Here is a 22855-nt window from a genome sequence, read left to right as displayed (position 1 = left end):
CAAAGAACACAAAGTTATTCTGCCAGAATGATTCAATATAATTCGTGAATTCGTGGCGGAAAAAAAATATAATATATGAAAAAAGTACTTTTTATCGATCGTGACGGAACGATTGTTTTAGAACCAGAAAATTACCAATTAGACAGTTTAGATAAATTAGAATTTTATCCGAAAGCTTTTCAATATTTGGCTAAAATTGCTAACGAATTAGATTACGAACTAGCAATGGTAACTAATCAAGACGGATTAGGAACGGATAGTTTTCCTGAAGATACGTTTTGGCCAACACAAAATTTCATTTTAAGAGCTTTTGAAAACGAAGGCGTTTTGTTTGATGAAATCTTTGTCGACAGAACTTTTCCGGAAGAAAATGCACCAACACGCAAACCAAGAACAGGAATGTTGACTAAATATTTGAATAATCCAGAATATGATTTGGCTAATTCTTTTGTTTTAGGAGATCGTTTAACAGATGTTGAATTGGCCAAAAATCTTGGTGCTAAAGCGATTTTCATGAATAATACGGATGGAATTGGAAGTAATGAAATTTCATCAAAACGTGAGGAATTAGACGAAACAATTGTTTTACAATCAATGGATTGGAAGACAATTTATGAATTTTTGAAATTAGAAGCGCGTTCAGCTTCAATCACTCGTAAAACCAACGAAACCGATATTTACATCAATTTAAATCTTGACGGAACAGGAAAAAGTAAAATCGACACGGGAATTGCGTTTTTCGACCATATGTTAGATCAAATCTCACGTCACGGTCAAATGGACTTAGAAATCACAGTAAAAGGCGATTTAGAAGTGGATGAACACCACACAATTGAAGATACAGCAATTGCTTTAGGAGAAGTTTTTGCGAAAGCGTTAGGAAACAAACTTGGAATTGAGCGCTACGGTTTCTGTCTTCCAATGGATGATTGTTTAGCGCAAGCTGCAATTGATTTCGGAGGAAGAAACTGGCTGATCTGGGAAACGGAATTCAAACGTGAAATGGTTGGTAAAATGCCTACAGAAATGTTTTATCATTTCTTCAAATCATTCACAGACGGCGCAAAAGCGAACTTAAACATCAAAGCAGAAGGAATCAACGAACATCACAAAATTGAGTCAATCTTTAAAGCTTTCGCGAAAGCAATAAAAGTAGCCGTAAAAAGAGATACGGAAAAAATGATTTTGCCTTCGACGAAGGGAATGCTTTAAAGAATTTTGTTTCAGGTTTCAGGTTTAAATTTTCAAGTTTCAAGTTTCAGGTTTCAAGTTTCAAGTTTCTGGTTGTCTAAAATGTATTTTTTAATGGATTTATTTAATTATACAATATCTATTTGGAATGAAGCAGATATAAAATTACAATCTGGTGCTTCAGAGGAATTAATTTTAGAATTTGAAAAGAAATTGAATTTTAAATTTCCAAAAGACTTTAGATCTTTTTATTTGAAAGTAAACGGATTTGTAGATTTTGAATGGAATAAAAATATGTTTTCATTGTGGTCTTTAGAAAGAATATACGAAGAGTCTAAATTCGACCAGAATCTTGATTATATTGCTTTTTGCGATTATTTAATAAATTCTCATTCGATGGGGTTTATGAAGAGCAGAAATGGAATTTTCATGAATACTACAAACGAAAAAGTATGTGAAACATTTGAAGAATTTATAGGTTTATTAAATACGAATTCAGATAAATTATATTAAACAACATCAAATTTTGTTTCAAGTTTAAAGCTTCAGGTTTTACGTTCTATTGAGTAACTTGAAACATGAAACCTGAAATAAAACAAACGAAAAAAGAATGAAAATAGTAATTATAAATTACGGAGCAGGAAATATTCAGAGCATTATGTTTGCTATTGAAAGATTGGGGTTTAAAGCTGTTTTGAGTAATAATCCGAACGAAATTAAATCGGCTGATAAAGTTATTTTTCCTGGCGTTGGCGAGGCGAGTTCGGCGATGACTAAACTTCGTGAAAGCGGTTTGGATAGTTTAATTCCGCAATTGAAACAACCTGTTTTGGGAATTTGTCTCGGAATGCAATTAATGTGTAATCAAACCGAAGAAGGAAATACTAAAGGTTTAGGAATATTTGATGTTGATGTTTTGAAATTTTCAAACAACGTAAAAGTGCCTCAAATGGGCTGGAATCAGATTTACGATTTAAAAACCGATTTGTTTAAGGGAATTTCGGAAAATGAATTTATGTATTTGGTTCACAGTTTTTATGCGCCAAATTGTACAGAAGCCATTGCAAGAACGAATTACGATGTAGAATACGCATCGGCTTTACAAAAAGATAATTTTTACGGAACGCAGTTTCACCCAGAAAAAAGTGGTGATGTTGGGGAAAAGATTCTAGGCAATTTTCTAAAAATGTAGAATTTCAATTTCAAAAATCAATATCAATCAAAATATCAATTTCAGCTTTGAGAATCTAAAATCTAAAATCTGAATTCTAAAATTAAAAACATGAGAATAATACCAGCTATAGATATCATTGAAGGAAAATGCGTTCGCTTATCCAAAGGTGATTATGACACAAAAATAATTTACAATGAAAATCCGCTTGAAGTTGCGAAATCATTTGAAGCACACGGAATTGAATATTTGCATTTAGTAGATCTTGACGGCGCAAAATCAAGCAAAATTGTCAATTATAAAATATTGGAGCAAATCGCAACGCAAACTAGTTTAAAAATTGATTTTGGTGGCGGATTAAAATCAGATGACGATTTGAGAATTGCTTTTGAAAGCGGTGCAAATCAAATTACTGGTGGAAGTATTGCGGTAAAAAACAGAGCAATTTTCGAAAAATGGATTTCCGAATATGGTTCTGAGAAAATTATTTTAGGCGCTGATGCAAAAGATGAAAAAATTGCAGTTTCTGGCTGGTTAGAAGAATCAAATGAAGATTTGGTTCCGTTTATTCAGGATTATCAATCAAAAGGAATTCAATACGTTATTTGCACTGATATTGCCAAAGATGGAATGCTTCAAGGCCCAAGTTTTGATTTATACAGCAAAATTTTAGCAGAGGCAAAAGGAATAAAATTAATTGCTTCAGGAGGTATTTCAACTTTCGATGAATTGCCAAAATTAGCTGAACTTGGTTGTGAAGGAGCAATCATCGGAAAGGCGATTTACGAAGGAAGAATCACTTTGAAACAACTACAGGATTTTATAATTAGAAAATGAGAATTAATTAGATAATTTGCCAATTAGACAATTAGATAATTTTTGACGTTGCGTTCAAATTATCAAATTTTCTAATTGGCATATTAAAAATTAACACATAAATAAATGTTAGCAAAAAGAATCATACCTTGTTTGGATATAAAAAACGGAAGAACCGTAAAAGGTGTTAATTTCGTTGACTTGCGCGATGCCGGAGATCCTGTTGAATTGGCTGAAATTTATTCGGCTGAAGGTGCAGACGAATTGGTTTTTTTGGATATTTCGGCTACGGAAGAAAGACGTAAAACCTTAGTAAATATGGTGCGAAGCGTTGCTGAGAAAATCAATATTCCGTTTACAGTTGGAGGTGGAATTTCATCTGTTGAAGATGTCGATATTCTGTTGAATAATGGCGCTGATAAAGTTTCAATCAATTCATCGGCAGTTAAAAATCCGCAATTAATTAATGATTTGGCACAGAAATTTGGAAGTCAATGCGTCGTTGTTGCAATTGATGCCAAACAAATTGACGGACAATGGATAGTGCATTTGGTTGGAGGTAAAGTGCCAACTGAATTGAATCTTTTTGATTGGGCTGTTGAAGTCGCAGAACGTGGTGCGGGAGAAATTTTGTTCACTTCGATGGATAATGACGGAACTAAAAATGGTTTTGCAAACGAGGCTTTGGCTAAGCTTTCAGAATTAGTGAATATTCCAATTATTGCTTCGGGAGGTGCCGGAAATATTCAGCATTTTGTTGATTCATTTAAAAAAGGAAAAGCAGATGCCGCTTTGGCAGCAAGCGTTTTTCACTTTAAAGAAATTGAGATAAAAGCTTTGAAACAAGAATTAAAAAATAATAATATAGAAGTTCGATTATAGTTTTAACTTTAAGACTTTGGACTTTTCAACTTTAGACTAAAATTATGGAAATCGATATAAAAAGTGCACACGGATTGATTCCGGCAATAATTCAGGATTCAGAAACTAAAAATGTTTTGATGCTGGGTTATATGAACGAAGAATCGCTTCAAAAAACCATAGAAACTCAAAAAGTAACTTTCTTCAGTCGTTCAAAACAAAGACTTTGGACAAAAGGCGAGGAGAGTGGTAACTTTTTGAATTTGGTAAGTATTAAAAATGACTGCGACGGTGATACGCTTTTGATTCAGGCAAAACCTGTTGGACCTACATGTCACACAGGTGCAGATACTTGTTGGCAAGAGCCAAATGAAGCGAATTATGGTTTTATTTCTCAATTGGAAAATACAATCAAAATCAGAAGAGAAAATGCTGATTCTGAGAAAAGTTATGTGGCATCTTTATTTGAAAAAGGCATCAATAAAATTGCTCAGAAAGTTGGAGAAGAAGCTGTAGAAGTGGTTATTGAAGCTAAAGATGAGAATGACGATTTATTTTTGAGCGAAAGTGCAGATTTGCTTTTTCATTATTTGATTTTATTGCAGGCAAAAGGTTTTCAATTAAATGACGTTGTTGAAGTTTTGAAGAAACGTCAGAAATAATTTTAAATTGTGAAAAAATATTTACTAAATTATGTTAAAATAAATTTTATTTTTTGATATTTACGTAAATATTTAAGCCATGGATATAGAAACATTCAGAAAGCGTTTTGTGGATCATTCAGACGAAGATTTAATTTTGATGCTGACTAAAAACGCCAGTAAATACAATCCTGATGCACTCGTTGTTGCAAAGGAAATTTTAGTTGCCAGAAATATTGATATTGATGCCATCCTGAAAGAAGCCAATGAAAAGAAAATAGCAGAAGAGAAAGAAACAGAAAAGAGACATATCGAAGATCTTTCTCCTTTGGAACAAATTGAATATTTATCGGAAAGAAGACTTGAATTTGAAGAAAATATCGAGGATATAATTGAAGATAATCACAAAGATCTTACTGATGCAGAATTGCTTGAAAATTTTGAAAGTATTCTGGATAAAATAATAGAAAACGGAAACTTTGGAGAACTTACAGAAAGCTACTCTAAAGAAAATTATTTTATTGTAAGCAATATAATTGAACAAAGAAGTGTTAAAATTCCAGTTTCTGTTCTAAAGAAAATAGATCGTATAAATGATATTACCCGTAAAGATTTTTCCAGAAAATTTACTAGAAATATTATAATTGGAATTGTTCTTTTAGCTCTTGGTTTGGTGTTTACAATAGGAACCGGAGGCGGACTTGTTTTTTATGGTGCTGTTTTGTCAGGTTTAGGTTTAGTAATAAACGGAATTGCAGGTAAAAGAAATTTAAAAAGAGGAGCACAGATTGGACTTGAATCTTACGGTTGATCGCTTTTTAAATTTTATTCTTTAAACTCAAAAACAGCAAATTCAGAAGGTTGATGAAATCCGAATTTTAAACTTTTATAAGGTTGAATTGCAAGATATTCGGTTGTGTTACCGTAATCTATTCTAAAAGCATTTCCTCTCCATTTTGTGCCAGTTTTTGGTTTTATAAAATTTCCATTTTCAATTTTTTCTAAACTTGAAAATGAAATTTTAATTTCTGCAGAAAAACCCTCAGGATTAATTTTGCTTGCGGTTTCCAGTCCAGAAATGTTATAAGCCATTGACATTTTCCATCCGCCGCAATCTGGCGAAATACATTTTAAAAGCATATCATAATAAGTGGAATAAGCATTTACTCCAATTTCAATATAGTTTTGTCCGTCACCGTCGGGATCAATGAAAATTTCTACTAAATCATCTGTATTGAAAATCTGTGTATCGTTTTTTTGTTTTGCTCCAATTATTTTAGAATCTGAGCAGCGATAAGCAATATAAAGATTTTCGTCATTCCATGAGAAGGAAACAAAAGTATTTTGAGTTGATTTTTCTCCCGAATTATGAATAACAAATGGTCCTAAAAATGGAGTTTTCCAATCTGATAAATCGCCGTCAATAATAACTTTTTCAGTAGTTTTATGAATGGGGATTTCTTGTGAATAGGAATTGTTAAGAAATAAGAAAAGCAATAAATACAGTATAAAATAAGATTTCATAAAAATGAATGATTTAAAAAGCTAAAAATAGAGAAGAATTATTAATTTTAGTGTTATTTTTTTGTTTTGAATGCAAACATTTTTCCAATAATCTTTAAATTTTCAAATTATTTTATGAAAAAAAACTTAAGCGCTATTTTGATAGCTTTAATTTCTGGTTTTTCAGCACATTCACAGTCTATTTTTAGCAAGTCAGAAACTTTGACACATCAGGACACTTTACGAGGAAGCGTCACAAAAGAAAGAGCTTGGTGGGATTTGAAATATTATCATTTAAATGTCAAAGTAAATCCGGTTGAAAAAACAATTACAGGTTCAAATACAGTACGTTATACAGTTTTGACTGAAAATAATAAAATGCAAATCGATTTGCAGGAACCAATGAATATTACGAAAGTGATTCAAAATGGAAAAGAACTGAAATTTGAACGAAACGGAAATGCTTTTTTTATAGAGTTATCTGAAGAACAAAAAGTTGGAGAAACGAAAGAGGTTGTTGTTTCTTTTGGAGGAAAACCTAAGGAAGCTGTTAATCCACCATGGGACGGAGGGATTACCTGGAAAAAAGATAAAAACGGAAAAGATTTTATTGCTTCATCATGCCAGGGTTTAGGCGCTAGTATTTGGTGGCCATGCAAGGATCATATGTATGATGAAGTTGAAAATATGCTGATTAGTGTGAATGTTCCCGGAGATTTAACTGATGTTTCGAACGGAAGACTACAAAGCGTTAAAAAAGAAAAAGACGGAACAAAAACTTTTAATTGGTATGTTTCAAATCCGATTAATAATTATGGCGTAAATATTAATATTGGTGATTATGTCAATTTTTCGGAGAAATATAAAGGAGAAAAAGGTGATTTAGATTGTAGTTATTATGTTCTGAAAGATAATTTGGCAATTGCTAAAGAACATTTTAAAGATGCGCCACGAATGCTGAAAGCTTTTGAAAACTGGTTTGGACCTTATCCTTGGTATGAAGACAGTTATAAATTGGTAGAAGCACCTTATTTAGGTATGGAACATCAAAGTTCTGTGACTTACGGAAACGAATTTAAAAATGGCTATCTGGGAGATGATATGAGCAGAACTGGTTGGGGCTTAAAATTTGATTACATTATTATTCACGAATCCGGTCACGAATGGTTTGCTAATAATATTACCTACAAAGATATTGCTGATATGTGGATTCATGAAAGCTTTACTACTTATTCTGAAAGTCTTTTTATTGAATATTATTATGGTAAAGATGCTGCAGCAGCCTATATTATTGGTGAAAGAAAATTGATTAGTAATGACAAGCCAATTATTGGTACTTATAATGTCAATAAAGAAGGTTCTGGTGATATGTATCCAAAAGGAGCAAATATGTTGCATACCATTCGTCAGCTTGTGAATGACGATGCAAAATGGAAAAACATTTTAAGAGGCTTAAACAGCACTTTTTATCATAAAACCGTTACCACTAAAGAAATTGAGGATTATATGAGTAAAGAATCAGGTATCGATTTAAGTCCTATTTTTAATCAGTATTTAAGAACAACTCAATTGCCAACTTTTGAATATTTTTTCTTTAAGCAAAAATTAGCATATCATTGGATCAATTGTACGCCAGAATTTAATATGCCTCTAAAAGTAAATTTAAATGGTGCTGAAACCTGGCTAAAACCTAAAAATGAATGGCAGGTATTAGATGTAAAAGGTGATAAACGAACACTTGTAACAGATAAAAACTTTTATATTACCACTTCTGATATTACGAATTAGATTGTTCTAAAAGATTAAAAATCAAACCCGACTGAAGTTTATATATTCAGTCGGGTTTGTTTTTTTATTTCAGAAATCATAAAATTTTAGAATAATTAATCTGAATGTTTACATTTGTTACAGATTAAACAGGTTTAAAGACCTTATTTATTACAAATTTATAAATAATGAGAAAATACTTTGGTGGCGCTTTTATCGCCTTTTTAGTTGGTTTTGGTGCAAATGCGCAAGGACTTTTAAACAAGTCAGAAACTGTTTTTACGCATCAGGATAGTTTGCGTGGCAGCATTACAAAAGAAAGAGCCTGGTGGGATTTGAAATATTATCATTTAGATGTAAAAGTGAATCCTTCAGAGAAATCAATTTCAGGTTCAAATACAGTACGTTATACTGTTTTGGCAGAAAACAATAGAATGCAAATCGATTTGCAGCAGCCAATGAATATCACAAAAGTGACTCAGAATGGTTTGCCATTAAAGTTTGAACGAGACGGAAATGCTTTCTTCATCACTTTAGTAGAAAAACAGAAAGTTGGAGATTCAAAAGAAATTATAATCAAGTTTGAAGGAAAACCAAAAGAAGCCGTGAGAGCGCCTTGGGACGGTGGATTTTCTTGGAAGAAAGATAAAAACGGAAAGGATTTTATTGCTACGTCATGTCAGGGTTTAGGCGCGAGTGTTTGGTGGCCTTGTAAAGATCATATGTACGATGAAGTCGAAAATATGTTAATCAGCGTGAATGTTCCTGGAGATTTGACAGATGTTTCAAACGGAAGATTAAAAAGCGTTAAAAAAGAAAAAGACGGAACGAAAACTTTTAATTGGTATGTTTCGAATCCAATTAACAATTACGGTGTAAATATCAATATTGGTGATTATGTTAATTTCTCTGAAGTTTATAAAGGTGAAAAAGGCAATTTAGATTGTAATTATTATGTTTTGAGAGATAATTTGGTTCTAGCTAAAGAGCAATTTAAAGATGCTCCAAAAATGCTAAAAGCTTTTGAAAACTGGTTTGGACCTTATCCGTTTTACGAAGACAGCTATAAATTAGTAGAAGTTCCGTATTTAGGTATGGAACACCAAAGTTCTGTAACTTATGGAAACCAATATAAAAACGGTTATTTAGGACGTGATTTAAGCGGAACTGGTTGGGGATTAAAGTTTGATTTCATTATTATTCACGAATCTGGCCACGAATGGTTCGCAAATAATATTACTTACAAAGATATTGCTGACATGTGGGTTCACGAAAGTTTTACCAACTATTCAGAAAGTTTGTTTTTGGAATATTATTATGGAAAAGACGCCGCTTCTGAATATATTATTGGATGCAGAAAAAATATTAAAAATGATACGCCAATTATTGGCCATTATGATGTAAATAACGAAGGATCTGGAGATATGTATCCAAAAGGAGCTTCAATGTTACATATGATTCGTCAGGTAATTAATGACGATGCAAAATGGAAATCGATTTTGAGAGGAATGAATAAAACCTTTTATCACCAAACGATTACAGGTAAACAAATTCAGGATTATATCAACGAGCAATCAGGAATTAATTTCAATAGAGTTTTTGCTCAATATTTGACTACAACTCAAATTCCTGTTTTTGAATACATGTTTAAAAATGGAACTTTTGGGTATCATTGGACAAATTGCGTAGCTAAATTTGATATGCCGGTTAGAATAAAACTAAATGGAGTCGAAATGTGGTTAAAACCAACAACTGAATGGCAATCTGAAAAAACTACTAATGAAGATAGAAAAGTAGAAGTTGATAAAGATTTCTATGTTACAACTTCGAATATTGTAGAATAAAACTTCGATAAAATCAATAAAAAAAGCGTAAAAGATCAGATCTTTTACGCTTTTTTGTTATTAAAATTTAAAGCCTTAACGACTATTCAGCTTAGCTTTTTCCTTTATTATATCAGCAATCTTGCGATTTTCGATTTTGCTTTCAAGCCAGGAAATAATATCTAAATATAAGAAAGCTCTTTTTTCGTAAGTGTTCTTTTCAAGTTCAACAAAACGAGCGTGCATTTTCTTGAATTCCTTCTTAATATCGGCTGGATAAAAATTATTTAAGTTTCTTAAAAATTTGATGATTTCCTTTTGAACTTCATGTAAATCATTCATTTTCAATAAGAATTTATACGTGCTTTTAAGATGATTTTCTAAATAATAATCTTTTCCTAATTCGTAATGTGCAATCAACGACAAAAGTCTCGCGAAGCACATTAAATCCTCACGCATTGTCAAATTCTTGTTATTGATGATTTTATCTAAGTAAAGAATACATTCGTTGTACTTTTCATTTCCAAAATAAATCGAAGCGATTTTGTAGAAAAACAACATTTCGTGATGTTCATCAAGATGTTCGCTGTGTAATTTCAGTCGTTCTAAAATTTCCGGAATCAAATATTCGCTTTCGGCAAAAGTCCCTTCTAAAATATGTAAATTCAGCTTATTATTATATATGTATAGAAATGATAGCGATGCAATGTTATCATTTACCGGAAATCTTGGATCTTCGATCGTTTCTTCTAAAAGTGAAAGGTATCTTTTGAAATTCGAAGTATATTTCAACATATAAAGTGATTCCAAAAAGTAATGATTTCCTTTTAAGAAAAATACTGGATTCAGATAAATCATATTTGGATTATCATAAAACAGCGTAACCCATTTATAAGCGTATTTATAACTTGCTAAGAAATCCTGAACTAAGAAACTGCGCCACAAATTAGCATTGTAAAACCAATATTTCTCTCTAAAACCAAACTTGCTTTCGTCTAGTTTTGCAATATGTCTGTTGAAATAATCGTCAATATATTTATATTCTTCATCGCTTTTTACGTAACCGGTTTTCAGCATGATTCCGTATAACTGAAGCGATAAATTGGATAATTTGCTTGAAATCGTGTTTCTGTAATTCAATTCTTTTGCCTGAATTACTAATTCGTCAGCGCGGCCTTGAATACTTCGGGTAATGTATTGTGATTCGATTAATTTTTCGAATTCTACAATCTCATAAGCCATATATTTTTCATCATTTTCTAAAGCCTGCTGTTTTGTTTTGTCTAGAATTTTTAAACTCTGTTTGTACAAACCTTTATTATAAAGAATAACAGCAAAATCAATCTGCTCGCGCAATTGGTAACGAATATTCTGGCTCGGAATATTTAATCGGATACTAACTAAAATCTGCTTGTATAAGTATGATTTTAAGTTAGATAACTGAACTTTTTTAATACTTCCGCTTTTTAGAATAAGCTTTTCATCATACGTTTCAGATTTGTCTAAAATATTAAACAGTTCAATAAATTTTGTGTTCGAACTGGTTTCTAATCGGCTCGCAAAAATTTTAAATTGTCTTTTTTCAGATTTGGAAAGTGATTTAATCAGAACAAATAAGAAATCTTTTTGATGGTTAGCCATTGTAAAAAATAATAATATAACTTATTGATTATAAAGTAATTAACTAGGTATAAATTGTTTTATGAACAGTATAATTTCATTAAAACGAATTTTGTACTGCATAAGTACAATATATATTTGTTATTACAATGTGAAATTACATTAAATAAATGAATATGAATAGAGAGAAAGTTCAAATTTTTGACACCACTTTGCGCGATGGTGAACAAGTTCCAGGATGTAAGTTAGATACTAATCAGAAATTAGTTATCGCAGAACGACTAGACAAAATGGGAGTTGATATTATCGAAGCTGGTTTTCCTGTGTCAAGTCCGGGCGATTTTTTATCGGTCTCTGAGATTTGTAAAATTGTAGAAAATGCAACTGTCTGCGGATTAACAAGAGCCGTAAAAAATGACATTGATGTTGCAGCAGCAGCTTTAAAGCACGCTAAGAAACCTAGAATCCACACCGGAATCGGAACCTCAGAATCTCATATCCTCCACAAATTACAAACTACGCCTGAAGATATTATTGCCAGAGCAAAATTTGCAGTAGCTCACGCAAAATCATATGTAGAAGATGTTGAATTCTACGCTGAAGATGCAGGAAGAACTGATAATGCGTTCTTAGCAAAAGTTTGCGAAGAAGTTATCAAATCTGGTGCAACGGTATTAAATATTCCTGATACGACAGGGTATTGCCTTCCAGAGGAATATGGAGCAAAAATCAAATATTTAAAAGAAAACGTAAAAGGAATCGAAAACGTAATCCTTTCATGTCACTGTCATAATGATTTAGGAATGGCAACTGCAAACTCAATTGCAGGAGCTATAAATGGTGCAAGACAAATTGAATGTACTATTAATGGTATTGGAGAAAGAGCTGGAAATACTGCGCTTGAAGAAGTGGTAATGATTTTCAAACAACATCCATACTTAAACTTAGATACAAATATCAATACTAGAGAATTAAACGAAATGAGCCGTTTAGTTTCTGAAAGTATGGGAATGATTGTGCAGCCAAATAAAGCAATTGTAGGAGCAAATGCTTTTGCACACAGTTCTGGAATTCATCAGGATGGAGTTATTAAAAACAGAGCGACTTACGAAATTATGGATCCGCTTGATGTTGGAGTAAATGAATCATCAATTATTTTGACAGCAAGAAGTGGAAGAGCAGCTTTGGCTTACCGAGCTAAAAAAGTTGGTTACGAGCTTACAAAAGTACAATTAGATATTGTATACATTGAGTTTTTGAAATTCGCTGATATTAAAAAAGAAGTTGTTGATGCTGATATTCATCAAATTATCGAAGCTTCAAAAATTCAGGGAGAATTGATCAGAAGCTAGTTGAAAAGAGAATAGAAGAAAGAAGCAAGAAAATAGAAAAAAAAATAAAGATTTAAATCATAAAGAACGAGACGTTATGAATTTGAAAATAGCAGTTTTACCAGGAGACGGAATTGGACCAGAAGTAATTTTACAAGCCAAAAAAGCATTATACGCAATTGGCGAGGTTTACAATCATGAATTTGTTTTTGAAGAAGCACTTATGGGTGCAGTTGCAATTGATAAAACAGGAAATCCGCTCCCGGAACAAACGCTTAATCTTTGTCTGAATACTGATGCTGTTTTGTTTGGCGCAATTGGAGATCCTAAATATGATAATAATCCAAATGCAAAAGTTCGTCCAGAACAGGGATTGTTAAAATTACGTAAGGAATTAGGTTTGTTCGCAAACATTCGCCCAATTAAACCGTATAAAGCATTAGTTGAATCTTCTCCTTTAAAAAGAGAAATTATTGAAGGCGCTGATTTTACTATTTTCAGAGAATTAACAGGTGGCGCTTATTTTGGAGCAAAAACATTAAATGAAGAAGGAACACACGCTTCAGATTTATGTGAATATTCAGAAGAAGAAATCACCAGAATTGCACATTTAGCTTTTAAATCGGCACAAAACCGACGCAAAAAGTTAACAATGGTTGATAAAGCAAATGTTTTGGAAACCTCAAGATTATGGAGAAAAGTAGTTCAGAAAGTGGGTGAAAGTTATCCAGATGTAGCTTTAGACTTCTTATTTGTTGATAATGCAGCGATGCAAATTATCTTAAATCCAAAACAATTTGATGTGATTTTGACAGAGAATTTATTTGGAGATATTTTATCAGATGAAGCAAGTGTTATTACAGGTTCAATTGGACTATTGGCATCGGCATCTTTAGGAGAAAAAAATGCTTTGTTTGAGCCAATTCACGGTTCTTATCCTCAGGCAAAAGGAAAAAATATTGCCAATCCAATTGCTTCAATTTTATCAGCAGCAATGTTGCTAGAACATTTTGGTTTGTTTAAAGAAGCAAATGTGATTTATCAAGCGGTTGAAAAAGCAATAGAATTTAAAGTAGTGACGGTTGATTTAAAACCAGATTCAAAATTCGGTACAAATGAAGTAGGGGAGTTTGTTTCTAATTTTATTTTCAGCAAAGATGATCTGCTTTATTTTAATAATGACAATGTAAGTATTGGGCAATCGACAATTGTTTAATATTTTTTGTTAAAACGTAGAAAAAACAACAAGAAGTCTTTAAAATGTTGAGATTTTATTTTTTTAGTCATTAAAGTTTTTATACTTTTGTCTCACTAAAAAATAGAAAAGATGCAAATCTCAATTATTATTATTTCTTCTGTCGTTGTTGTCAATGTGATTAGCACATCTGCGTCGGGAATGTTATAAATATAATTGAAAAACTATATTATAAACCTTCCAAATACTGGAAGGTTTTTTTTTTGAACAAAAATTAAAATAAAATAATACATAATGGAATTAAATAAGTACAGCAAAACCATCACTCAAGATCAGACACAGCCTGCGGCGCAAGCTATGTTATACGGTATTGGTTTAACTGAAGAAGATCTGAAAAAAGCACAAGTTGGAATTGTGAGCATGGGTTACGATGGTAACACTTGCAACATGCACTTGAATGATTTAGCAAAAGATGTTAAAAAAGGTGTTTGGGATGCAGATCTTGTCGGACTTATTTTTAATACCATTGGTGTTAGTGATGGAATTTCAAACGGAACTGAAGGAATGCGTTATTCTTTGGTTTCCCGTGATGTAATTGCAGATTCTATTGAAACAGTTGCAGGAGCACAATGGTACGATAGTATTATTGCAATTCCTGGATGTGATAAAAATATGCCTGGAGCGTTGATCGCAATGGGAAGATTAAACCGCCCGTCAATGATGGTTTACGGAGGTTCAATTCATTCTGGAAAATGGAAAGGTGAATCTTTGAATATTGTTTCCGCTTTTGAAGCTTTAGGGAAAAAAGTAAAAGGAGAAATAACTCCGGAAGATTTTAAAGGAGTTATTAAAAATGCTTGTCCAGGAGCTGGAGCTTGTGGCGGAATGTATACTGCAAATACTATGTCTTCTGCAATCGAAGCATTAGGAATGAGTTTGCCATACAGCTCTTCAAATCCTGCTTTGAGTCAGGAAAAAAGAGATGAATGTCTTGCTGCCGGAGCTGCGATTAAAATTTTATTAGAAAAAGATATTAAGCCAAGAGATATCATGACTCGAAAGGCTTTCGAAAATGCTATCACAATTGTAGCAGTTTTAGGAGGTTCTACAAATGCAGTTATGCACTTAATTGCAATGGCTCACTCAGTTGGAATAACAATTACTTTGGATGATTTTCAGGCAATTAATGACAGAACTCCTGTTCTTGCTGATATGAAACCAAGTGGGAAATATATGATGGAAGATATTCATGAAGTTGGAGGAATTCCTTCAGTAATGAAATATCTATTGAAAGTTGGACTTATTCATGGAGATTGTTTAACTGTAACAGGAAAAACTGTAGCTGAAAACTTAGCTTCAACTCCAGATTTACAAGACGGACAAGAAGTAATTCACGAAATTCAAAAAGCGCTAAAACCAACTGGAAATATTCAGGTTTTATACGGAAATCTAGCTTCTGAAGGTGCTGTAGCAAAAATCAGCGGAAAAGAAGGGGAGTATTTTGAAGGGCCAGCTGTTGTTTTTGAAGGTGAATTTGAAGTAATCCCAGGTCTTGAAGCCGGAAAAATTAAACCAGGAAATGTAGTCGTCATTAGAGGTTGTGGACCAAAAGGTGGTCCGGGAATGCCTGAAATGCTAAAACCTACATCTGCAATTATTGGAGCCGGATTAGGAAGCACCTGTGCACTAATCACAGACGGTAGATTTTCCGGAGGTTCACACGGTTTCGTGGTAGGACACGTTACACCAGAAGCATATGACGGTGGTGGTATTGCACTAGTAAAAGATGGGGATATAATTGCTATCGATGCTAAGAAAAATACAATCGACCTGAAGATATCTGACGAAGAATTCGCTGTTCGCAAAGCAGCTTGGGTTCAGCCTCCTTTAAAAGTTGATAGAGGAGTTTTGTTTAAGTACGCTAGATCGGTGTCAAGCGCTTCGACAGGATGCGTTACCGATAATTAATTAAAAAACAATAATATCAAGAATCAATTGAAAATTGAAATTGATTCTTGAAAAACAATATACTATGAGAATATCAGGGGCAGAAGCCGTTATAAGATGTTTATTAGAAGAAGGTGTGGACTTGGTTTATGGTTATCCAGGAGGAGCAATCATGCCGGTTTACGATGAATTATATAAATTTCAGGATCAGTTGCACCACGTTTTAGTTCGTCACGAACAAGGAGCAACGCATGCAGCTCAAGGTTATGCCAGAGCTACTGGAAAAGTGGGTGTTGCAATTGCTACATCTGGGCCTGGTGCTACAAATTTAGTTACAGGAATTGCAGATGCGCAAATCGATTCAACTCCAATGGTTTGTATTACAGGTCAGGTTGGAAGACATTTATTAGGTTCTGATGCGTTTCAGGAAACGGATATTATCGGAATTTCAACTCCGGTTACAAAATGGAATTTTCAGATTACTGAAGCTTCTCAAATTCCAGAAATTATTGCAAAAGCTTTTTATATCGCACGCTCAGGCCGTCCAGGTCCAGTTTTGATCGATATAACTAAAAATGCACAATTTGACGAGTTTGATTATAGCTACGAAAAATGCACAGGAATCAGAAGTTATGTTCCAGTTCCGAAATTAAAATTAGATAAAGTTGCCGAAGCTGCAGCTTTAATCAATAGCGCTAAAAAACCTTTCATTGTTTTTGGACAAGGAATTATTTTAGGACAAGCTGAAGCAGAATTCAAAGCTTTAGTAGAAAAATCAGGAATTCCTGCAGCTTGGACAATTTTAGGATTATCGGCTTTGCCAACAGATCATCCTTTAAATGTTGGAATGCTTGGAATGCACGGTAATTATGGTCCAAATTTATTGACTAATGAATGTGATGTTTTAATTGCCTTCGGAATGCGTTTTGATGACCGTGTTACTGGAAAATTAGCTACTTATGCGAAACAAGCAAAAGTAATTCACTTCGAAATTGATCCTGCGGAAATTGATAAAAACGTTAAAACTGAAATCGCGGTTTTAGGTGATGTAAAAGAATCTCTAGCAGCTTTATTGCCTTTAATCGATGCTAAATCTCACGATTTATGGCATAATGAATTTAAAGCGTTACAAGAAGTTGAGTATAATACGGTTATTAAAGAAGAGTTGAATCCTACTAATGGAAAAGGAATTTCAATGGGAGAAACTATTGAAATGATCAATAAACATTCAAAAGGTGATGCGATTATCGTTTCAGATGTTGGTCAGCACCAAATGTTTGCTTGTCGTTATGCAAAATTTAATTCAACAAAAAGTAATATTACTTCTGGAGGATTAGGAACAATGGGATTTGCGCTTCCAGCAGCAATTGGAGCAAAAATGGGTAAGCCAGAGCGTGAAGTTGTAGCGATTATTGGTGATGGTGGATTCCAAATGACAATTCAGGAATTGGGAACAATTTTCCAAACTCAGGTTCCAGTAAAGATTGTTATTCTGAATAATGAATTTTTAGGAATGGTACGTCAATGGCAGGAATTGTTCTTTGACAATCGATATGCATCAACAAAAATGATTAATCCAAATTTTGTTGCAATTGCAGAAGGGTATCATATTAAATCTAAAAAAGTAACGCAACGTGAAGATTTAGATGAAGCTGTAGCAGAAATGCTGGCTTCAAAAGATTCTTACTTCTTGGAAGTTATGGTGGAAAAAGAAAACAACGTTTTCCCAATGATTCCAACAGGAGCTTGTGTTTCAGAAATTAGATTAAGCTAAAAAAAGGTTTCAGGTTTCAAGTTTATTTGTTTCAAGTTCTCAACTTGTAACATAAAACTTGTAACAAATAAAACTAAAACAAAATGGAAGATAAAACATTTACCATATCGGTATACTCAGAAAATAATGTTGGATTGTTGAATAGAATATCAGGAATATTCTTAAAGCGTCACATTAATATATTAAGTCTAAACGTTTCAGAATCAGAAATAGAAAATGTTTCAAGATTCATTATCGTAGTGAATACTACAGAGAAATGGGTTCAGAATATTGTTGGACAAATTGAAAAACAAATTGAAGTTATAAAAGCGTTTTATCACACAGATGAAGAGACTATTTATTTAGAAAATGCTTTGTTCAAAATAAATTCAAGTTTGTTGTTTGATGAGAAACAAATTCAAAATATTATCAAAGAAAGCCAGTCTACAATTGTGACGGTTTCTCGTGATTTTTTTGTGATTTCAAAATCAGGAAGACGTTCTGAAATTGAAGAATTGTATGCAAAATTTAAACCTTACGGTATTATGCAGTTTGTACGTTCGGGAAGAATTTCAGTTTCTAAGGAAAAAATGGAGATTTCAACATTATTGGAAACTTTCAAATAATATCATTCATAGTTATATATTAAATCAATTATTAAATTACACAATTCATTAAATAAAAAAAAATGGCAAATTATTTCAACACATTACCACTTAGATTACAATTAGAGCAACTAGGAGTTTGCGAATTTATGGAGCAATCAGAATTTGCAGACGGAATCGCAGCTTTAGCAGGAAAAAAAGTTGTTATCGTAGGTTGTGGTGCACAAGGTTTGAATCAAGGTTTAAACATGAGAGATTCAGGTTTAGATATTTCTTACGCATTGCGTGCAGATGCAATTGCTGAAAAAAGAGCTTCATATAAAAATGCAACTGAAAATGGATTTAAAGTAGGAACGTATGAAGAATTGATTCCAACTGCTGATTTAGTGTGTAATTTAACTCCAGACAAACAACATACTGCTGTGGTTACTGCAATTATGCCATTAATGAAACAAGGTTCGACTTTAGCATATTCTCACGGATTCAACATTGTTGAAGAAGGAATGCAGATTCGTAAAGATATCACAGTAATTATGTGTGCTCCAAAATGTCCTGGTTCTGAGGTTCGTGAAGAATACAAAAGAGGGTTTGGTGTGCCAACTCTTATTGCTGTTCACCCAGAAAATGATCCAAACGGATTTGGTTTAGATCAAGCAAAAGCTTATGCTGTAGCAACTGGAGGACATAAAGCAGGAGTTTTAAAATCATCTTTCGTTGCTGAAGTAAAATCAGATTTAATGGGTGAGCAAACAATTCTTTGTGGATTATTGCAAACTGGATCTATTTTATGTTTTGATAAAATGGTTGAAAAAGGAATCGACGCTGCATATGCTTCAAAATTAATTCAATACGGATGGGAGACTATCACTGAAGCCTTGAAACATGGTGGTATCACAAATATGATGGATCGTCTTTCTAATCCTGCAAAAATTGAAGCTTACGAATTGGCAGAAGAATTGAAAGACATTATGCGTCCGTTGTTCCAAAAACACCAAGATGATATTATTTCTGGAGAATTCTCAAGAACTATGATGATCGATTGGGCTAACGATGATGTTAACTTATTGAAATGGAGAGCTGCAACTGGAGAAACTAATTTCGAAAAAACAGCTCCGCAAGAAGCTCCAATCTCAGAGCAAGAATATTTCGACAATGGAGTATTGATGATTGCAATGGTTAAAGCTGGTGTTGAATTGGCTTTTGAAACAATGACAGAAGCTGGAATTATCGAAGAATCTGCTTACTACGAGTCATTACACGAATTGCCTTTGATTGCTAATACAATTGCAAGAAAAAAATTGTTCGAAATGAACCGTGTAATTTCTGATACTGCTGAGTACGGATGTTACTTATTTGATCACGCTTGTAAACCTTTGTTAACAGAATTCATGAAAACTGTTGAAACAAATATAATCGGAAAACCATTTTCAACTTCTAATGGAGTAGATAATGCTGTTTTGATTGCTGTGAATAAAGAAATTCGCCAACATCCTATTGAAGAAGTAGGGGCATGGTTGAGAGAATCTATGACGGCAATGAAAAAAATTGGATAATTAAAATTGGGGAAATCTCGCAAAATTGGATTTTGCGAGATTTGCACTGTATCAAATTTTATAATATTTTGAATTAGTAAGCACTTATTAAGAAACTAGATATAGATGCATATTGCATTCACTTAACTTCAGCGAGAGTAAGTTAAGTGAAGCTAATCCCTCATAATGGGGTATATTTTATAATAAATATACTTGTTGAAATTTCTGTTGTAATTAATAAAGATGCTTCTATTTTCAAAATAGGAGAAGGTATTGTAGTTCTATAATTACAAAATTAATTGTTATTGAAATTGTTAAAAATAAAAAGGTGTGGTATTTATTTGCTGCACCTTTTTTGTAATATGCTTTTTGATGTAAAAAAGTGTTTTTTTATATTAAACACAATAAAAAGAGATATTTTTTTTAATATGTGTTTTTATTTGTCAAAATTTATGAATTAAATAATTTTAAGAATACGCTGAGATTTAATACATTTATAAAAAAAATTCCAAGAAACATATGAGTTATTATAAAATTGAAAATTTAGAACAATATTTTAAACATTACAATAAGTCAATAAGGGAACCAAGAAAATTTTGGGGTAAAATCGCTGAGGAAAATTTTACATGGTACCAACAATGGGAAAAAGTAGTTGATTTTAATATGGCTGACGCTGAAGTAAAATGGTTTACTGACGCAAAAGTTAATATTACTAAAAACTGTATCGATAGGCATTTAAGCAAAAGAGGTGAGAAGACGGCAATTATTTTTGAACCGAATGATCCATCTGAAGAAGCTTTACATATAACATATAATGAATTATACGAACGCGTTTCAAAAATGGCGAATGTTTTGCGCGAGCAAGGTGTACGTAAAGGGGACAGAGTTTGTATTTATTTGCCAATGATTCCAGAATTGGCAGTTTCTGTTTTGGCTTGTGCTAGAATTGGAGCAATACATTCTGTTGTTTTTGCTGGATTTTCAGCATCAGCTGTTTCTGCAAGAATTAATGACTGTGAATGTAAAATGGTTATTACTTCTGATGGAGGTTACAGAGGAAACAAAACAATTGATCTTAAAGGAATTGTTGACGAAGCTTTAGAAACATGCCCTTCAGTAACAAAAGTTTTAGTTGCTAAAAGAACTAAAACAGATGTGAAAATGAAAGAAGGCCGTGATATTTGGTTACAGCCATTGTTAGATGCAGCTCTAGACAATAGTGTTGCTGAAATTATGGACGCCGAAGATCCTTTGTTTATTTTATATACTTCAGGATCAACTGGTAAGCCAAAAGGAATGGTTCATACTACAGCTGGTTATATGGTTTATACAGCGTATACATTCAAAAATGTTTTCAGTCACGAAGAAAATGATATTTTCTGGTGTACAGCTGATATAGGCTGGATTACTGGGCATTCATACATTTTATATGGGCCATTATTGAACGGAGGAACAACAGTAATTTTCGAAGGAGTTCCGTCGTATCCTGATTTTAGCCGTTTTTGGGATATTATTGAAAAACATAAAATCACTCAATTTTATACTGCACCAACAGCAATTCGTTCATTAGCAAAAGAAAGCTTAGATTATATTCAGAAATATCCTTTGAAATCTTTAAAAGTTATTGGATCTGTTGGAGAGCCAATCAATGAAGAAGCTTGGCACTGGTTCAATGACCACGTAGGAGATAAAAGATGTCCGGTTGTAGATACCTGGTGGCAAACAGAAACTGGTGGGATCATGATTTCTCCAATTGCTTTTGTTACTCCAACAAAACCAACATACGCAACCTTGCCGTTACCGGGAATTCAGCCAGTTTTAATGGATGAGAAACGTAATGAAATTGAAGGAAATCAAGTAGTTGGAAGTTTGTGTATTAAATTTCCATGGCCTGGAATTGCAAGAACAATCTGGAATAATCATGATCGTTATAAAGAAACTTACTTCTCCGCTTTCCCTGGGAAATATTTTACAGGAGACGGTGCATTAAGAGATGAAGTTGGATATTACAGAATTACGGGTAGAGTAGATGATGTTGTGATTGTTTCTGGTCATAATTTAGGAACTGCTCCAATTGAAGATGCTATTAACGAACACCCAGCGGTAGCAGAATCTGCAATTGTTGGATTCCCACATGATATTAAAGGAAATGCATTATATGGTTATGTAATCTTGAAAGAAACTGGAGAAGTTAGAAATAAAGAAAACTTGTCTAAAGAAATCAATCAATACATTTCTGACCACATTGGACCAATTGCAAAATTAGACAAAATTCAATTTGTGTCTGGTTTGCCAAAAACTCGTTCTGGAAAAATTATGCGTAGAATTTTACGTAAAATAGCAGAAGGTGATTTTTCTAATTTTGGAGATACTTCAACATTATTGAACCCTGAAGTTGTAGATGAAATTACGAAAGGAAAAATTTAACAATTAGAATTTATAAATAGAAAAGCCTCTTAGAATTTAAGAGGCTTTTTTTATATGATTTATTGAAATTAATTTTTATTTAATTCCAAGTCTTGATTTTAATTTTAAAAATAATAACGCTATTCTGTAAGCATCTTCAGCTGATGAATTTCTGTCGCTTTTTGGGATTTTATAAATTTCACATAAATCATCCAACGAAAACTGTTTGTCGTTAATGTCCATTAATTTTCGGTACATCACATCAACATCCAGAGCTTCATTTTTTAATCTTCCACAGTCAAGACGTTCCAAAGAAGAATTCAGCATTTCAATATCAAAATTTATATGATGACCAACTAAAACGGCATTTCCCAGAAAATTAACGAATGCTTCCAGAGCTTCTGGTTCCTGCATCTTGCTCATTTTGCTTTCAATAATAAATTCGTTTGAAAGTCCATTATCTTGCAAAAATTTATATTGCAGTAACACAGATTCGAAATTATCCTTAATTACAATGCTATCATCAATTACGGAGAACGCACCTAAAGACAAAATCACGTCTTTATTCGGATTTAAACCAGATGTTTCCGTTGATAGAACAACGAATCTGTTAGGTTTTGTCTCGAATTTATTTAGGTAATCTTTCCAAAAATCTGGATATTCTTTATTAATATTTTTAAGCCAGTCTAGCAT

At 32.8% G+C, this 22855-nt stretch carries 19 protein-coding genes; 16 read left to right on the top strand and 3 right to left on the bottom strand.

Annotated features, from left to right (window positions below; translation table 11 throughout):
* Positions 1-75: 75 nt before the first annotated feature.
* The 7 genes from hisB to FN795_RS00745 all read left to right on the top strand — a co-directional run bounded on the left by hisB (position 76) and on the right by FN795_RS00745 (position 5491).
* Positions 76-1212, top strand: a complete 1137-nt coding sequence (gene hisB, locus FN795_RS00775; RefSeq protein WP_142448819.1) for a bifunctional histidinol-phosphatase/imidazoleglycerol-phosphate dehydratase HisB — start codon at positions 76-78, stop codon at positions 1210-1212.
* A gap of 93 nt (positions 1213-1305) precedes the next feature.
* The gene (locus FN795_RS00770) at positions 1306-1704 is read left to right on the top strand and encodes an SMI1/KNR4 family protein (protein ID WP_167498043.1); all 399 of its coding nucleotides are present in this window, start codon (positions 1306-1308) and stop codon (positions 1702-1704) included.
* A 97-nt stretch (positions 1705-1801) separates the two neighbouring features.
* On the top strand, positions 1802-2383 hold the full coding sequence (gene hisH, locus FN795_RS00765; RefSeq protein ID WP_142448817.1) for an imidazole glycerol phosphate synthase subunit HisH: 582 nt from the start codon (positions 1802-1804) through the stop codon (positions 2381-2383).
* Between the two features lie 90 nt (positions 2384-2473).
* Positions 2474-3199 (top strand): 1-(5-phosphoribosyl)-5-[(5-phosphoribosylamino)methylideneamino]imidazole-4-carboxamide isomerase, encoded by a 726-nt coding sequence (hisA, locus tag FN795_RS00760; RefSeq protein WP_142448816.1) that lies wholly within the window; start codon positions 2474-2476, stop codon positions 3197-3199.
* Positions 3200-3304: 105 nt separating this feature from the next.
* Positions 3305-4060, top strand: a complete 756-nt coding sequence (hisF, locus tag FN795_RS00755) for an imidazole glycerol phosphate synthase subunit HisF (RefSeq protein WP_142448815.1) — start codon at positions 3305-3307, stop codon at positions 4058-4060.
* Between the two features lie 44 nt (positions 4061-4104).
* Entirely contained in the window at positions 4105-4701 is a 597-nt protein-coding gene (hisIE, locus tag FN795_RS00750; RefSeq protein WP_142448814.1) for a bifunctional phosphoribosyl-AMP cyclohydrolase/phosphoribosyl-ATP diphosphatase HisIE, read from the top strand.
* A gap of 79 nt (positions 4702-4780) precedes the next feature.
* Positions 4781-5491, top strand: a complete 711-nt coding sequence (locus FN795_RS00745) for a hypothetical protein (RefSeq protein ID WP_142448813.1) — start codon at positions 4781-4783, stop codon at positions 5489-5491.
* 14 nt (positions 5492-5505) lie between these two features.
* Here the strand turns inward: FN795_RS00745 and FN795_RS00740 are convergent, their stop codons facing one another.
* Positions 5506-6204, bottom strand: a complete 699-nt coding sequence (locus FN795_RS00740) for a carbohydrate-binding family 9-like protein (protein WP_142448812.1) — start codon at positions 6202-6204, stop codon at positions 5506-5508.
* A gap of 114 nt (positions 6205-6318) precedes the next feature.
* Here FN795_RS00740 and FN795_RS00735 point away from each other — a divergent pair, with 114 nt between their 5' ends.
* Together FN795_RS00735 and FN795_RS00730 are read left to right on the top strand one after the other, a co-directional pair.
* Entirely contained in the window at positions 6319-7971 is a 1653-nt protein-coding gene (locus FN795_RS00735; RefSeq protein ID WP_142448811.1) for a M1 family metallopeptidase, read from the top strand.
* A 167-nt stretch (positions 7972-8138) separates the two neighbouring features.
* The gene (locus tag FN795_RS00730; RefSeq protein ID WP_142448810.1) at positions 8139-9794 is read left to right on the top strand and encodes a M1 family metallopeptidase; all 1656 of its coding nucleotides are present in this window, start codon (positions 8139-8141) and stop codon (positions 9792-9794) included.
* A 75-nt stretch (positions 9795-9869) separates the two neighbouring features.
* Here FN795_RS00730 and FN795_RS00725 read toward each other — a convergent pair whose 3' ends face one another.
* Positions 9870-11414, bottom strand: a complete 1545-nt coding sequence (locus tag FN795_RS00725; protein WP_142448809.1) for a hypothetical protein — start codon at positions 11412-11414, stop codon at positions 9870-9872.
* Between the two features lie 155 nt (positions 11415-11569).
* Here FN795_RS00725 and FN795_RS00720 point away from each other — a divergent pair, with 155 nt between their 5' ends.
* The 7 genes from FN795_RS00720 (at position 11570) to acs (ending at position 22183) form a co-directional block, all read left to right on the top strand.
* A complete protein-coding gene (locus tag FN795_RS00720) occupies positions 11570-12745 on the top strand; it encodes a 2-isopropylmalate synthase (RefSeq protein WP_081909306.1) in 1176 nt (391 codons plus the stop codon).
* Positions 12746-12821: 76 nt separating this feature from the next.
* Positions 12822-13940, top strand: coding sequence for a 3-isopropylmalate dehydrogenase (gene leuB, locus FN795_RS00715; protein ID WP_142448808.1), 1119 nt, complete (start codon positions 12822-12824; stop codon positions 13938-13940).
* A gap of 273 nt (positions 13941-14213) precedes the next feature.
* A complete protein-coding gene (gene ilvD, locus FN795_RS00710; RefSeq protein WP_142448807.1) occupies positions 14214-15887 on the top strand; it encodes a dihydroxy-acid dehydratase in 1674 nt (557 codons plus the stop codon).
* A 64-nt stretch (positions 15888-15951) separates the two neighbouring features.
* Positions 15952-17640 (top strand): biosynthetic-type acetolactate synthase large subunit, encoded by a 1689-nt coding sequence (ilvB, locus tag FN795_RS00705; RefSeq protein ID WP_142448806.1) that lies wholly within the window; start codon positions 15952-15954, stop codon positions 17638-17640.
* Between the two features lie 83 nt (positions 17641-17723).
* Positions 17724-18245 (top strand): acetolactate synthase small subunit, encoded by a 522-nt coding sequence (gene ilvN / locus FN795_RS00700; protein WP_142448805.1) that lies wholly within the window; start codon positions 17724-17726, stop codon positions 18243-18245.
* A gap of 62 nt (positions 18246-18307) precedes the next feature.
* Positions 18308-19777: a ketol-acid reductoisomerase gene (ilvC, locus tag FN795_RS00695; protein ID WP_035643802.1), complete on the top strand. Its 1470-nt coding sequence runs from the start codon at positions 18308-18310 to the stop codon at positions 19775-19777.
* Positions 19778-20275: 498 nt separating this feature from the next.
* Positions 20276-22183: an acetate--CoA ligase gene (gene acs / locus FN795_RS00690; protein WP_142448804.1), complete on the top strand. Its 1908-nt coding sequence runs from the start codon at positions 20276-20278 to the stop codon at positions 22181-22183.
* Between the two features lie 75 nt (positions 22184-22258).
* Here acs and FN795_RS00685 read toward each other — a convergent pair whose 3' ends face one another.
* Complete coding sequence (locus FN795_RS00685) at positions 22259-22855, bottom strand: 3'-5' exonuclease (RefSeq protein ID WP_035643800.1); 597 nt, start codon at positions 22853-22855, stop codon at positions 22259-22261.

Source organism: Flavobacterium resistens, assembly GCF_900182645.1.
In the GTDB taxonomy this organism is placed as follows: domain Bacteria; phylum Bacteroidota; class Bacteroidia; order Flavobacteriales; family Flavobacteriaceae; genus Flavobacterium; species Flavobacterium resistens.
Note: the sequence above shows the minus strand (reverse complement) of the source record. Positions and strands in the feature narration are given on the sequence as shown.

Excerpts from the sequence above, each read along its gene's own strand:
- FN795_RS00770 (WP_167498043.1), top strand. The coding sequence starts at position 1,306 with ATGGATTTATTTAATTATACAATATCTATTTGGAATGAAGCAGATATA.
- ilvD (WP_142448807.1), top strand. The coding sequence starts at position 14,214 with ATGGAATTAAATAAGTACAGCAAAACCATCACTCAAGATCAGACACAG.
- FN795_RS00745 (WP_142448813.1), top strand. The coding sequence starts at position 4,781 with ATGGATATAGAAACATTCAGAAAGCGTTTTGTGGATCATTCAGACGAA.
- hisH (WP_142448817.1), top strand. The coding sequence starts at position 1,802 with ATGAAAATAGTAATTATAAATTACGGAGCAGGAAATATTCAGAGCATT.
- ilvC (WP_035643802.1), top strand. The coding sequence starts at position 18,308 with ATGGCAAATTATTTCAACACATTACCACTTAGATTACAATTAGAGCAA.
- FN795_RS00685 (WP_035643800.1), bottom strand. The coding sequence starts at position 22,855 with ATGCTAGACTGGCTTAAAAATATTAATAAAGAATATCCAGATTTTTGG.
- FN795_RS00725 (WP_142448809.1), bottom strand. The coding sequence starts at position 11,414 with ATGGCTAACCATCAAAAAGATTTCTTATTTGTTCTGATTAAATCACTT.
- hisIE (WP_142448814.1), top strand. The coding sequence starts at position 4,105 with ATGGAAATCGATATAAAAAGTGCACACGGATTGATTCCGGCAATAATT.
- ilvB (WP_142448806.1), top strand. The coding sequence starts at position 15,952 with ATGAGAATATCAGGGGCAGAAGCCGTTATAAGATGTTTATTAGAAGAA.
- hisF (WP_142448815.1), top strand. The coding sequence starts at position 3,305 with ATGTTAGCAAAAAGAATCATACCTTGTTTGGATATAAAAAACGGAAGA.
- acs (WP_142448804.1), top strand. The coding sequence starts at position 20,276 with ATGAGTTATTATAAAATTGAAAATTTAGAACAATATTTTAAACATTAC.
- FN795_RS00730 (WP_142448810.1), top strand. The coding sequence starts at position 8,139 with ATGAGAAAATACTTTGGTGGCGCTTTTATCGCCTTTTTAGTTGGTTTT.
- hisB (WP_142448819.1), top strand. The coding sequence starts at position 76 with ATGAAAAAAGTACTTTTTATCGATCGTGACGGAACGATTGTTTTAGAA.
- FN795_RS00735 (WP_142448811.1), top strand. The coding sequence starts at position 6,319 with ATGAAAAAAAACTTAAGCGCTATTTTGATAGCTTTAATTTCTGGTTTT.
- FN795_RS00720 (WP_081909306.1), top strand. The coding sequence starts at position 11,570 with ATGAATAGAGAGAAAGTTCAAATTTTTGACACCACTTTGCGCGATGGT.
- hisA (WP_142448816.1), top strand. The coding sequence starts at position 2,474 with ATGAGAATAATACCAGCTATAGATATCATTGAAGGAAAATGCGTTCGC.
- ilvN (WP_142448805.1), top strand. The coding sequence starts at position 17,724 with ATGGAAGATAAAACATTTACCATATCGGTATACTCAGAAAATAATGTT.
- FN795_RS00740 (WP_142448812.1), bottom strand. The coding sequence starts at position 6,204 with ATGAAATCTTATTTTATACTGTATTTATTGCTTTTCTTATTTCTTAAC.
- leuB (WP_142448808.1), top strand. The coding sequence starts at position 12,822 with ATGAATTTGAAAATAGCAGTTTTACCAGGAGACGGAATTGGACCAGAA.